The following is a 13,297-nucleotide window of genomic DNA, read 5'->3' as shown; positions in this document are numbered from 1 at the left end:
TATCTCATCGTTCCAGACGATGCGGAGCGCCACATTTTCGACGAAATTGATCGTCGAGCCGGACAGCAACGCCGGTTCTGGAAAGACCACCCTGCCGGCATCCTCCCGGCCTGTTCACAAGGAATATATTCATGTTCAAGTTCCTCTCCTCCAAGCTCCGCTCGTTCCGTCGCGACGAAGAAGGCGTGACGCTGGTTGAATATGGCATTGCCATCATCCTCGCCGTTGTTGTCGGCGGCGCTGCGCTCACGACGCTCGGCACTTCGGTGTCGACCCAAATGGGTCAAGCGACGACCATTCTCGACAACAACTAACCGGCCCTAGTTCGACGCCGGGCTTTACCTTTTGAGTTCGGCGCCGTTCCCAAGGTAATTTTTTGGAGCACCTCAATGGCCATGCGTTCCGTTCTCGTCGCCATGCTCGGCGTTGCCATTGCCGGGGGCTCGGCCATCGGGGCGCGGCAGTATCTGCTGGCGACGCCGGCGCTGTCCTTGAACCAGCCCGGCGAGGTGACCGAGATGGTTCAGGTCGTGGTGGCCACCCGTGACATTCCGTTCGGCACCGCGATTCAGCCCCAGATGCTGAAGGCGATCGCCTGGCCCAAGGCGGCGCTGCCGCCCGGGGCGGTGACCAATGCCGCGCAACTGCTGCCGAAACAGGGCGGCGAGCCGCGCCGCGCCACCCGGCAGATCTCGGCCGGGGAAATCGTTCTGGCCTCGAAGATCTCGGGCTTTGGTGACAAGGTGACGGTGGTGCAGAACCTGTCGCCCGGCACCCGCGCCATGTCGATCAAGGTCGATGCGGTGACCGCCGTGGCCGGGCTGCTGACCCCCGGCGACCGGGTCGACATCATGCTGACCCAAGGCCGCGGTGACGATATGCGCGCCGTGACCATCCTTCAGAACATCCGCATCGTCGGCGTCGATCAGAAGACCGACGAAAACCGCGAACAGGCCGATGTGGCCAAGACCGTGACGGTCGAGGTGACGCCCGAACAGGGGCAGGCGCTGGCCCTTGCGCAAAAGGCGGGCACCCTTAGCCTGACGCTGCGCACGCTGGACGCGGGCGAGGACAAGCCGCTGGCCGCGATGAGCCTTGCCGACATCCTGCAATCGCAGACCGCGCCCGACGAAGGCGAGGCCCCGGCCGCCAAGGCGACGATCAAGGTCCGCCGTGCCGCCGGCGCGGTCGAAACCGTCGAGATCAACTGACCGCCGTCGGCGGACTGCAATCGTTCAGACCGCAATCCTTAGATCGGGGGGTGCCCCATGACCTGTCGCAGAACCCTTCGCGATGACGACGAAGGGGCCATCCTCGTTTTGTGGGCCGTGGCGCTTGCCGTGATGCTGGGCCTTGTGGCGCTGTCGTTCGATACCGGGCGCATGGCCTCGACCCAGTCCGAGTTGCAGGGCTTTGCCGATCAGGTGGCGCTGGCCGCCGCGGGTGAGCTGGATGGCCACAGCGACGCCATCACCCGCGCGACCGATGCCGCGAACCGGCTGATCACCGACAGCCAGACCTATGCCACGGGCGGGCGCGATCTGGGCGGCGAGAAGCTGGGCGATCAGGTGCAGGATTTCACCCTGACCTTCTACAGCGCGCTGCCTGCCGACGACAGCTCGGCGCTTACCGCCGTGACCACGGACCCCGCCGACGCGATCTATGTCCGGGTGACGGTGCCCGCGCGCCGCGTGCCCTTCACCTTCGCCGCCGCCTTTAATGCCCTGACCGGCACACAGCCCGCCCGCGACACCGTGGGCGCCACCGCCGTCGCGGGCTTCACGCAATACGCCTGCGACATCACGCCGATGTTCTTTTGCCTGCCCAGCCCCACCTTCCGCGCCGATGCGCATATCGGCCACATGGTGCAACTGCGTGCCGGCGGCGGCGGGGGCGCCTGGGCGCCGGGCAACTTCGGCTTTCTGGACCCCGACCTTTTTGCCGACAAAAGCGCGACCTGCGCCGGTTTGAATGGCAGCAAGCTGGATCAGTGCCTGCTGGGCGCCGAAGGGGCCATCACCCAATGCGTGAACCAGCGCGGTGTGGACACCGTGCCGGGCCAGCGCAACGGGATCGAGAACGCGATCCTGAACATCCGGTTCGACATCTTCGCAGGCAGCGTGAAAAACCTGAGCAACAAGGCCGAATATTCGGCCGCGCCCAATGTCATCATCGGCTACAAACGCAAGAACAAGGGATCTTGCGGCAAGCTGGAACCCGGCACCGGACAGCCCGGCGACACGCTGGGGCTGCCGCGCGACACCTGCTTTGAAAACGGCACCTGCGGACAGTCGGGCGATGGCGAGCGGTTCGGCGATGGCGACTGGTCGAAGGGCCGTGCGGACTATGTGGCCCTGAACTACGGCACCGACCCCCATCCCGGCGCCAAGACCCGCTACAAGTATTATCTGGCCGAGATCGCTTCGGCGGGTGGCCCCTCGTCCACAACCGCAATCCTGCCGAAAACCAGCCAGGAAACCGGCCGCCCGATCTGCGCCAAGAAGCAATCCTCGGACCCGGACCGTCGCGTGCTGACCGTGGCCGGCGTCGATTGCGGGAATATCGCGTTCGACATCCACGGCCGCGCGACGGGCGTGCCGGTCAAAGAGTTCTTCCGCCTGTTCCTGACCGAGCCGGTCGGCCTGAAAGGCGCGAACGGGATCGAGGACGATTATGTGTATGACACCAACAACTTCGATATCTTCGCCGAGATCGTCGGCTCGGCGCAGGCGCGGGGCGGTTCGGGCGGCATGATGCACGATGTCGTGCAGCTGTATCGGTGACGCCATGGCCAGGGCCTTTTCCCGCATGATCCGCCGATTTTCCGCCGCACAGGATGGCGTGGCGCTGGTCGAATTCGCGCTGGTGCTGCCGATGATGCTGGTGGTGTTTGCCGTGATGATCGAAGGCAGCCGGATGTTCATCAGCTATCAGGCCGCGATCAGCGGCGTGCGCGATGCCGCGCGCTATCTGGCGCGGGTGGCGCCGGCCAATATCTGCGACACCGGCGGCAATCTGGCGGGCTATACCGCGCAGTTGCAGACCATCGTCGGCAAGGATCGCGGCGGCAAGGGTGTGCTGCCGGGGGATGTGACGCTGATTTCGGTCACGCCCAGCCATGTCTGCGACGACGAGGGGCTGCGCGGCGGCAAGGTCGCGGTGGCGACGGTCTCGGCCCGGGTCACCATCGACTTTCCCTTCGGGGGCATCTTCACGCTGATCGGCGCCGAGCAGGCCGCGGTCACGACCACGATCACCGACCGCGCAAGGATCTTCGGAACATGAGTCCGCGGCCCATTCCCCTTGCCCGGATCGGGCGCCCTGCCCTTGCCCGCTTTGGCCGGGCCGAGGATGGCACAACGCTGGTGGAACTGGCGATCGTGTTGCCGCTGTTCCTGCTGATCTTTCTGGGGCTGATCGATTTCGGCCGGATGGGCGCTGAATATGTGATGGCACAAAAGGCGATGGAGCGTGCGGCCCGGATAGCCGCCGTCCGCCCGCCGGCCTGTGTGGGCGTGCCCCAGTTCTACACCCGCGGAACCGATCCCAGCCACGCTTACGGCACCGGCTGCCGCGTTGCGGCCGGGGTGTGTCGGACCGAGCCGACCTACCAATGCACGGCCGCAAACCGGACCGCGACGTCGGATGAAATCTGGGTGCTGCTTTCCCCGATCCTGCCCAGCGAGGCGACGCGGGAAAACCTGCGGTTCCGATATGAGTATGACGCGAACCTTGGCTTTCTGGGCGGGCCCTATGTGCCGATGGTGACCGTTCAACTTGAAGACCTGAGCTTCCGGTTTGTCACGCCGCTGGCCGCGCTGGCCACGCTGGCGGGGGCCGGCAACTCGGACCTGCCGATGACGGTGCCGATGCCGAACATGAGCGTTTCGCTTCCGGCCGAAGACCTCGCGCAGGGCAACAACGGATAGGATCGGCGGCGCACGGCGTCGCATCGAAGGAGCTGAGCATGAACAGATCGATCCTTGTGATCTCGCCGGACCGGCAGCTTCTCGACAGCGTCGAGTCGATGCTGGTGGATCAACCGGGTCTGCGGGTGGACACCCGACCCGCGCGGCTGACCGAGATGAACGGCCAGGCGGTGAAGCTGGCCACCGACTATGACATGATCCTGTTCCAGACCTCGGGCGGGGATGCGGCGGAACTGAAGGCTGCCGCGGACCTGGCGACGGGCCGACGCAGCGGGACGATGCTGGTGGCGCTGGCGGATGCGGGCCTGTCGATCACGGACGCCCATGCGCTGACGCGGGCGGGGATCGATCAGGTGCTGCCGGTCTCGATCCTGGCCGAAGAACTGCCCGAAAGCGTCGAGCGTCTGCGCCAGAAGCGCGGCGGCGGTGATGGTGGGCGGCCGGGCCGGATCGTTGCGGTGGCGCCTGCGCGTGGCGGCGTGGGGGCGACGACGGTCGCGGTGAATCTGGCCGACCAGATCATTGCCCGCACCGCGCGCGGTCAGAACAAGCCGCGGGTGGCGCTGTTGGATCTGGATCTTCAGTTCGGCACCGTGGGATCTTACCTCGATCTGCCGGAACAAGAGATCCTGCTGCGGATCGCGGCCGACGGCACGATCCCAGACGCGACCTTCCTGCGTCAGTCGATGGCGGTGCTGCCCAGCGGGCTGTCGGTGCTGGCGGCGCCGACGAAATTCGCCCCGCTGGAAGCGTTGCGGTCGGAACAGATCGCGGGGCTTCTGGATGCGCTGACCGCGACCCACGATTATGTCGTGGTGGACCTGCCCCGCGCGCTGGTGTCCTGGATCGAGCCGGTGGTGCGCCGTGCCGACGAGATGATGATCGTGACCGATGTCGCGGTATCCTCGGTCCGGCACTGCCGGCGGCTGATCGACTTTTTCACCGCCGACAATATCGCCCTGCCGGTTCAGGTCGTCATCAACCACGAATCCAAACCCTTCTTCGCTTCGGCCCTGCACCGCGAGGCGGCGCGTGTGCTGGAACGTCCGCTGGAGCACTGGCTGCCGCACGATCCCAAGGCCGCCCACAATGCCGCCGACCGCGGCCAGCCGCTGTCGGCGGTGGCCGCGCGGTCCAGCCTTGCCAAGGCGATCGGCCGTCTGGCCTCCGATACGCTCACCCGTTTTCCTGCCGCCATCCGGACCAAGGAGGCCCACTAAGTGTTCACCCAGTTCACCCGGTCACAAAAGCCGTCGAATGGCGCGGTCGTGGAACTTGCAAAGGCTGCGGCAACCGTAACCGCGCCCGAACCCTCGCCGCAGGAAGCCGAGCTGGTCGCCCGGCTGGAACTGAAAAGCGAGTTGCATGACGTTTTGCTGGAGCGGCTGAACCTGTCGGTGATCGACAAGGTCCAGCCCGAGGAACTGCGCCGCGAAGTGGCGACGCTGGTCAGTCAGGTGCTGTCGGAACGCGGCCGGCCGATGCGGGCCGAGGATTTCAAGCAACTCATCGACGAGTTGCTGGACGAAGTGCTGGGCTTCGGCCCGCTGGAACCGCTGCTGGCCGATCCCACGGTGAACGACATTCTGGTGAACACCCACCGCTCGGTCTATGTCGAACGGGCGGGCGTGCTGGAAAAGACCCGCGTGCGGTTCCGCGACGAAAAGCACCTTCTGCGCATCATCGACAAGATCGTGTCGCGCGTCGGTCGCCGGGTGGACGAGTCGACCCCCTGGGTCGATGCCCGGCTGGAAGACGGCAGCCGCGTCAATGCCATCATCCGGCCCTGTGCGATCGACGGGCCGTCGATGTCGATCCGGAAATTCGCCCGCCATCCGCTGACCATGGATCGTCTGGTCGAGGTCGGCGCCATGCCTGCCGCCGCCGCGGCCTTTCTGCGCGGCGTGGTCGAGGCGCGGCTGAACGTGCTGATCTCGGGCGGGACCGGCTCTGGCAAGACCACGATGCTGAACGCGATGTCATCCTATATCGGCAAGCGCGAACGCGTCGTCACCATCGAGGATGCGGCCGAACTTCAGCTTCAGCAGGAACATGTGGTGCGGCTGGAAACCCGGCCGCCGGGTCCGTCGGGCACCGGCGCGGTCACCCAGCGCGATCTGGTCAGGAACGCGCTGCGGATGCGGCCCGACCGCATCATCGTCGGCGAGGTCCGTGGCGCCGAAACCTTCGACATGCTTCAGGCGATGAACACCGGCCATGACGGATCGATGACCACGGTTCACGCCAACACCGCCCGCGACGCGCTGGGCCGGATCGAGCAGATGGTGACGATGATCGGGCTGGATTTCCCGGTTTCCGCGATCCGGTCGCAGATGGCTTCGGGGTTGCATCTGGTGGTGCAGTTGAACCGCCTTAGCGATGGCAGCCGCCGGGTGATGAGCATCTCTGAAATCACCGGGATGGAGGGCGAGGTCATCACCATGCAGGACATCTTCGTGTTCCGTCGCACCGGCGTTTCGGCCACCGGCGCGGTGCTGGGCGAGTTCCGCGCCACTGGCATCCGGCCGCGCTGCCTGCCGCAGCTTCAGGCCGCTGGCATCGACCTGCGGCAGATGAACTTCACCTCGGACGGGGGCTGACATGCCGTTTCAGGGCACTGAAATCGAGGCACTGGGCTATGCCGGGATCTTTCTGGGCGTTCTGCTGGCGTTTGAAGGACTGCGGCAGGTTCTGGGCCGCAAGGAAACGCTGAACGAGGTGCGCAACCGCCGGATGCGGATGATCGGCCGCGGGGCCACCGCGTCGGATGTGTTGCAGATCCTGAAGCCGCGCCATGACCGCTGGGCGCTGGAGCGGATGCCGCTGATCGGCACCCTGCCGCAGGCGCTGCGTCAGGCGGGGGTGGCGATCCGGCCGCAGACCTTCGTTGCGGCCTGCTTTCTGGGCGCGGCCTGCATGGCCATCGTCGCCTCGGCGGTGGTGCCGCCTGCGGTCGGGGCGGGCGTGGCCGCGCTGCTGTGCATCGTGCTGCCGTTTTTCGCTGTGCACAAGATCAAGACCCGCCGGATGGATGCGCTGGTGGCGCAACTGCCCGACGCGCTGGATCTGATGGCGCGCGGCCTGCGGGTGGGCCATCCGCTGAACACCACCATGGCCTCGGTCGCACGCGACATGGCCGACCCGATCGCGTCCGAGTTCGGGGTGATGGTGGATCAGGTGGCCTTTGGCGACGATCTGGTGGATGCCTTTGCCGATTTTGCCGACCGCACCGGGGTCGAGGACGTGCGCTACATGTCGGTTGCCGTGGCGATCCAGCACGGCACCGGCGGCGATCTGGCCCGTGTGCTGGCCACGCTGGGCAAGGTGATCCGCGACCGGATCTCGATGCGCAAGCGCATCCAGGCGATCTCGGCCGAGGGGCGGCTGACGTCGGTGTTTCTTTCGTCGCTGCCCCTGTTCATTCTGGGCGCGACCTCGATCACCTCGCCCACCTACTACGCCGAGGTGTCGGGCGATCCGCTGTTCCGCCCGTTTGCCATCATCGTCTGCCTGCTGTTCGCCGTGAACTTCGTGGTGATGCGGCGGATGGTGAACTTCCGTATCTGACCCGAAGGAGAAGGCGATGCTTGCGACCCTTACCCAGCTTGTCGAGGCCAACCTTGCGACCATCGCCGCCATTGCGGTGGGTCTGGGATCGCTGCTTGCCGTCGCGGGGCTGGCAAGCGTCCTGAAGCCCGATCCCGCCCTGCGCCGGATGGCGCGGCAGGCGCCCAGGCGGGAAAGCATTGCCGATGCGGGCCTGTTGCGCGGCACCGCCGATGTGACGCCCACCGGCATGATGAAGGCGCTGGTGCCCACCGACAAGAAAGAGCGGATGCAGGTTCAGCGGCAACTCGCCATGGCCGGCATGACCGGCGAACATGCGCTGCGGAACTACTACCTGTCGCGCATCCTGCTGGGGATCGTGCTGCCGCTGGGGGTGATGGCGGTGATCTGGGGGTCGCGCGCGGGGGTGCTGGATCTGCCCACGGGGCTGGAACAGAAGATCGCGGGCCTGTCGCAACTGGCGCTGATCCAGATCATGGCCGTTCTGGTGGCGGTGGGCTTCTTCGGACCGGCCTACTGGTTGTCGGCGCGGGCCGGCAAGCGCCACCGTGCCATCGAAGAGGCATTCCCGAACGCGCTCGATCTTATCCAGATCTCGGTCGAGGCCGGTATGGGCTTCGATGCGGCGATGATCCGCGTCGGCAACGAACTGGCCGCAACGGCGCCCGAACTGTCGGAAGAGTTCCTGACCGCCCAACGCGAGATCCAGGCCGGTCGGACCCGCGACCGTGCGCTGGCCCAGATGGCCACCCGCACCGGCGTGGACGAAGTGGCCTCGTTTGCCAATGTGGTGCTTCAGTCGATGCAGTTCGGCACCTCCATGTCGGATGCACTGACGGTCTATGCCCGCGAGATGCGGCTTGCCCGCGAATTGCGGGCGCAGGAAATCGCCAACCGTCTGCCGGTGAAGATGTCGGCGGCGCTGGCCAGCCTGCTGCTGCCGGCGCTTTTGCTGCTGACGCTGGGGCCGGTGGTGATCCGCTATATCCGATACTTTGAGCAGTGATTCCCGATCGCCGCGCAGAGCGTGCAGGCGAAGACAACTTTTGATTGTTCTCATTTCAGTTAACTTACAACCCCTGACTGAAAATATTGCCCTTTCTTGAACCTTCGGGGGCCAAAGATTGACATCAATCCGCCCCGAAGGAATTGTCGTTTCAGGTGGGGCGAAGGATTATTTGGAGATAACTGGATAGTCTTTGGTATTGGTTTTCCCGTCGGCGCGTATTGTCACGCCGATGTTTTTGGCGGGGAATTTTGTATGACGAAACATTGGGAGGCTACCCCTTCAGGGCAGCGACCCGAGTCCGTTCATGTCGCCGTCATGGACGCCCTTGCGGAATGGTGCGAGGCGCTTCAGGGATGACAGACGCTTTCGGACGCCCTTGGTCACCTGATCCGTGCCGTGGGGGCGGAATGTGGAATGGTGGTGCGGACACTGGCCGGCAGCGGCGCCCGCCCGACCCGCGTTGCGGTCCATGACGAACGGCAGGGCGATCCGGTGCGGCCCTTGATCGCCAGCTATGCCGATGGCCATTTCGGCCCGTCGCTGCAACAGCCGCGGCCGGCAAGTCTTTGGCTGGGCTCTGTCGATGCCAGCCTGACTGACGCCACCCGCAACCCTGCGCTTGGCGAATGGCAGGCGGCGCGGCGGATGCGCGAATTCGCGGTTCTGGTGCTGGCTGCCGGTCAAGGCCAGCGCGATCACGTCGAGCTGCACTTCCGCGACGAGATCAGCCCACAGGTTCATGCCGCGCTGTCGGCGGTGCTGCCGGTGATGGTGCGCAGCTGGGGCAAACGGCAGGTCGGAATTGTCACCCGCACGATCACCAGCCATCGCACCCGGGCCGAGATCACCGCCGACCTGCCGATCCTGAGCGAGGCGAACCCGATGCAACTAAGCCGGGCCGAGTTCCGGGTCTGCCTGCTGCTCAGCCGCGGCCTGTCGGTCGAGGGGGTGTCATCGGAACTGGGGCTGGCGAAAACCACCGTCCGGTCGCATCTGCGCAGCATCTATGCCAAGACCGGCACCAGTTCTTTGGCCGAACTGGTGTTCCGGCTGATGGAAACCCGCCCGGCACCGCGGCACCCGCAGTTGCGGACCGCCTGAGATGGAGGCGACCTCGCTTGTGCCGTTGATGCTGCTGGCGCCGATCCTTCTGGCGGTGGCGGCGTCAGACCTGCGTCACATGAAGATCCCGAATGCGCTCAGCCTTGGGACGGTGGCGCTGTTTCTGGCCTGTCTGCCGTGGTTCCCGGCCGAGGATCTGCTGCTTCGGGTGGTGATCGCGGCGGCGGTGCTGGCGCTGGGGTTCGGCGCCTTCTGCCTGCGGCTGATCGGCGGCGGCGACGTGAAGATCCTGTCGGCGCTGCTGCTGTTCGTGCCGGTTCCGACGATGGCGATCTTTGCCAATGTCTTTGCGGCGGCGATGCTGCTGGGGATCGCGCTGATCCTGCTGGTGCGGCTGCTGCCGGTGGCACAGCGCAGCGGCTGGCCCTCGATGCAGCGCAGCCGGCGGTTCCCGATGGGGATTTCGATCGCGATGGCGGGGCTGGCACATCCGTTCGTGGCGCCGCTGGCGCAGGGTCTGCTGTAGGTGATCCGGGGGGCATCTCGCCCCCCGGTTCCGGTTCAGGCCGCGGCGACCGCGCGCTTTGTCAGCACCGCGATCAGGTTGGCGCGATAGGCCGGCGTGCCGTGCAGGTCACCGATCAGACCATCGGCATCGACGACAAGCCCCTGAAGCGCCTCGGGGCGGAAGTCGGCCGTCAGCGCATCTTCGGCGTCAGTCCAGCGGAACACGCCATCCTCGCCCGCGCCGGTGACCGCCACCCGCACCCCGTCGGCGTATTTGGCAACGAACACCCCCACCAGCGCGAACCGCGAGGCGGGCTGTTCGAACTTCATGTAGCAGGCGCGTTCGGGGATCGGGAAATGGACGGTGGTGATGATCTCGCCCTCGTCCAGCGCGGTGGTGAACAGGCCCTGAAAGTAGTCGTCGGCCGCGATCTCGCGCCGGTCGGTGACGATGGTCGCCCCCGAGGCCAGCGCCGCCGCCGGATAGCAGGCGGCGGGGTCGTTGTTGGCAAGGCTTCCGCCAATGGTCCCGCGTGAGCGCACGGCCGGGTCACCGATCTGGCCCGCCAGCGCCGCCAGCGCCGGATACCGCGCCGCGGCCTCGCGCGCCACAACCGCGTGCGGCGTGGCCCCACCCACCGCCAGCCCGCGGTCGCCATGGCAGACGCCACGCATCTCGGGGATGTCCAGCAGGCTGACCAACCGATCAGGCGCCGCCAGCCGCTGCTTCATCGACGGCAGCAGCGTCTGCCCCCCCGACAGCGCCTGCGCGCCCTCGGCCGCCAATGCCGCCACCGCTTCGGCCACCGAGGCGGGTTTCACCAGTTCGAAATCGTGCATCCTCGCCTCCTCAGCCGTGGATCGCATGCCAGACGCGCGACGGCGTCAGCGGCATGTCGATATGCGTCACCTGCCCGTGACCGCCGCGCCGCAGCGCATCGATCACCGCATTGACCACCGCCGGCGGCGTGCCGATGGCGCCGGCCTCGCCGCAGCCCTTGGCGCCCAGCGGGTTGTGGGTGCAGGGGGTCACGCAGGAATGGTCCACATCGATGTTCGGAAGATCATCCGCCCGCGGCATGGCGTAATCCATGTAAGAGCCGGTCAGAAGCTGGCCATCCTCGTTATAGACCACGCCTTCCAGCAGCGCCTGCCCGATGCCTTGGGCCACCCCGCCATGCACCTGACCCGCCACGATCATCGGGTTGATGACATTGCCGAAATCGTCGGCGCAGGTGAAGCGGACGATGTCCACGGCGCCGGTTTCGGGGTCCACCTCGACCTCGCAGCCATAGGCACCCGCCGGGTAGGTGAAGTTCGCGGGATCGTAGAAGGCGGTTTCCTCCAGCCCCGGCTCCAGCGTTTCCAGCGGGTAGTTGTGCGGCACATAGGCCGAAAAGGCGATCTCGGCGAAGCTTTTCTGCTTGTCGGTGCCGGCGACCGAAAAGCTGCCGTCGTTGAACTCGATGTCGCCTTCGGCCGCTTCCAGCATGTGGGCGGCGATCTTCTTGCCCTTGTCGATGATCTTGTCGGCCGCCTTCATCATCGCCGAGCCGCAAACCGCAAGGCTGCGCGAGCCATAGGTGCCCATCCCGAACGGGATCTTCGAGGTGTCGCCGTGGACGATCTCGACCGAGGCGGCCGGCACGCCCAGCTTTTCCGAGATCAGCTGTGCGAACACCGTCTCGTGCCCCTGCCCGTGGCTGTGCGCGCCCACCAGAACCGAGATGTTGCCGGTGGCATTGACCCGGATCGTCGCGGCATCGAACAGCCCCACCCGGCAGCCCAGCACCCCCACAAGGTTTGACGGCGCAATGCCGCAAGCCTCGATCCAGGTCGACAGGCCAAAGCCGCGCAGCTTGCCCTTGGCGGCGCTTTCGGCCGCCCGCGCCTCGAACCCCGCGATGTCGGACAGTTCTCGCAGCTTGTCCATCGTGGCGTGGTAGTTGCCGGTGTCATACACAAGGCCAACCGGCGTCTGATAGGGGAACTGATCGGGGTTGATGAAGTTGCGGCGACGGATCTCCCATTTGTCGATGCCAAGCTCGTCCGCCGCCTTGTCAATCACCCGTTCCAGCGAATAGGTGGCCTCGGGCCGGCCCGCGCCGCGATAGGCGTCGACCGGCACGGTGTTCGTCATCACCGCCTTCACGTTCACATAGACATGCGGGGTCTTGTAGGGCCCCGCCATCAGCGTGCCATGCAGGAAGGTCGGCGTGCAGGTGGCAAAGTTCGACAGATACGCCCCCATATTGGCCAGCGTCTCGGTCCGCAGGGCCAGAAAGTTGCCCTCGGTGTCGGTCGCCAGCTGGATCTTCGTCACATGGTCGCGGCCATGCGCGTCCGACAGGAACGCCTCGGATCGGTCGCAGACCCATTTCACCGGCCGGTCCAGCCGCTTTGAGGCCGCCAGCACCGCCGCTTCCTCTCCGTAGTGATAGATCTTCGAGCCGAAGCCACCGCCCACGTCGGGCGCGATCACCGTCAGCTTGTTTTCCGGGATGCCCATGACAAAGGCCGAGATCAGAAGCCGCGTCAGATGCGGGTTCTGCGAGGTGGTGTAAAGCTTGTAATCGCCCGTCCCGCTGTCGAAATCACCGATCGAGGCGCGCGGCTCCATCGCATTGGGCGACAGGCGGTTGTTCACCAGTTCCAGCGTGGTGACATGGGGCGCGGCGTCGAAAGCGGCCTCGACGGCGGCGCGGTTTTCCTCGATCCAGCCCCAGTCGAACACCACGTTGTCGGCGCATTCGTCATGGACGCGGTTGGTGGTGTCGGCCACGGCGGCGGCCATGTCGACGATGGCGGGCAGTTCCTCGATCTCGGCCACGATCGCTTCGCAGGCGTCCTTGGCCTGCGCATAGGTCTCGGCCACCACCAGCGCATAGGCGTCGCCCACATGGCGCACCTTGCCATGGGCCAGAACCGGGCGCTTGGGTTCCTTCATCGTGGCGCCGTCGCGGCTTTGCACCAGCCAGCCGGTCGGGTTGCCGCCGACTTCGGTGAAATCGGCCCCCGTCATCACCGCAAGCACGCCGGGCATCGCCTCGGCGGCGCTGGTGTCAATGGACCGGATCCGCCCATGCGCCACGTCCGAGCGCAGGAAACAGGCGAAGGCCTGTCCGCGCAGGTTGATGTCGGCGGTGTAGCGGCCCTTTCCGGTCAGGAACCGGATATCCTCGCGGCGCAAGGTGCTTGCGCCGATGCCTCCGTCCTTGGGCAT

Annotated in this window: 13 protein-coding genes; 11 read left to right on the top strand and 2 right to left on the bottom strand. The window is 66.1% G+C overall.

Features of this window, described 5'->3' with window-relative positions:
* Nucleotides 1-131: 131 nt before the first annotated feature.
* The 11 genes from CRO07_RS09205 (at nt 132) to CRO07_RS09155 (ending at nt 10,093) form a co-directional block, all read left to right on the top strand.
* Nucleotides 132-314, top strand: a complete 183-nt coding sequence (locus tag CRO07_RS09205) for a Flp family type IVb pilin (RefSeq protein WP_097030402.1) — start codon at nt 132-134, stop codon at nt 312-314.
* A 75-nt stretch (nt 315-389) separates the two neighbouring features.
* A complete protein-coding gene (gene cpaB / locus CRO07_RS09200; protein WP_097030401.1) occupies nt 390-1,211 on the top strand; it encodes a Flp pilus assembly protein CpaB in 822 nt (273 codons plus the stop codon).
* Nucleotides 1,212-1,268: 57 nt separating this feature from the next.
* Complete coding sequence (locus CRO07_RS09195; protein ID WP_097030400.1) at nt 1,269-2,783, top strand: pilus assembly protein TadG-related protein; 1,515 nt, start codon at nt 1,269-1,271, stop codon at nt 2,781-2,783.
* 25 nt (nt 2,784-2,808) lie between these two features.
* A complete protein-coding gene (locus tag CRO07_RS09190) occupies nt 2,809-3,285 on the top strand; it encodes a TadE/TadG family type IV pilus assembly protein (RefSeq protein ID WP_235840962.1) in 477 nt (158 codons plus the stop codon).
* Nucleotides 3,282-3,929, top strand: coding sequence for a TadE/TadG family type IV pilus assembly protein (locus CRO07_RS09185; RefSeq protein ID WP_097030398.1), 648 nt, complete (start codon nt 3,282-3,284; stop codon nt 3,927-3,929). The genes CRO07_RS09190 and CRO07_RS09185 overlap by 4 nt, the downstream gene beginning before the upstream one ends.
* Before the next feature lie 38 nt (nt 3,930-3,967).
* Nucleotides 3,968-5,149, top strand: a complete 1,182-nt coding sequence (locus CRO07_RS09180; protein ID WP_097030397.1) for an AAA family ATPase — start codon at nt 3,968-3,970, stop codon at nt 5,147-5,149.
* The gene (locus CRO07_RS09175) at nt 5,150-6,529 is read left to right on the top strand and encodes a CpaF family protein (RefSeq protein WP_097030396.1); all 1,380 of its coding nucleotides are present in this window, start codon (nt 5,150-5,152) and stop codon (nt 6,527-6,529) included.
* Nucleotide 6,530: 1 nt separating this feature from the next.
* Nucleotides 6,531-7,496 (top strand): type II secretion system F family protein, encoded by a 966-nt coding sequence (locus CRO07_RS09170; RefSeq protein ID WP_097030395.1) that lies wholly within the window; start codon nt 6,531-6,533, stop codon nt 7,494-7,496.
* Between the two features lie 16 nt (nt 7,497-7,512).
* Complete coding sequence (locus tag CRO07_RS09165) at nt 7,513-8,502, top strand: type II secretion system F family protein (protein ID WP_097030394.1); 990 nt, start codon at nt 7,513-7,515, stop codon at nt 8,500-8,502.
* A 417-nt stretch (nt 8,503-8,919) separates the two neighbouring features.
* On the top strand, nt 8,920-9,606 hold the full coding sequence (locus tag CRO07_RS09160) for a helix-turn-helix transcriptional regulator (protein WP_235840961.1): 687 nt from the start codon (nt 8,920-8,922) through the stop codon (nt 9,604-9,606).
* 1 nt (nt 9,607) lies between these two features.
* Entirely contained in the window at nt 9,608-10,093 is a 486-nt protein-coding gene (locus tag CRO07_RS09155) for an A24 family peptidase (RefSeq protein WP_097030393.1), read from the top strand.
* A gap of 35 nt (nt 10,094-10,128) precedes the next feature.
* Here the strand turns inward: CRO07_RS09155 and CRO07_RS09150 are convergent, their stop codons facing one another.
* Nucleotides 10,129-10,914, bottom strand: a complete 786-nt coding sequence (locus CRO07_RS09150) for an FAD binding domain-containing protein (protein WP_097030392.1) — start codon at nt 10,912-10,914, stop codon at nt 10,129-10,131.
* Between the two features lie 10 nt (nt 10,915-10,924).
* The gene (locus tag CRO07_RS09145; protein ID WP_097030391.1) at nt 10,925-13,297 is read right to left on the bottom strand and encodes a xanthine dehydrogenase family protein molybdopterin-binding subunit; all 2,373 of its coding nucleotides are present in this window, start codon (nt 13,295-13,297) and stop codon (nt 10,925-10,927) included.

This window comes from Cereibacter ovatus, from assembly GCF_900207575.1.
GTDB lineage: Bacteria > Pseudomonadota > Alphaproteobacteria > Rhodobacterales > Rhodobacteraceae > Cereibacter_A > Cereibacter_A ovatus.
The sequence above is the reverse complement of the archived record's forward strand: the minus strand, read 5'-3'. Positions and strand labels throughout refer to the sequence as shown.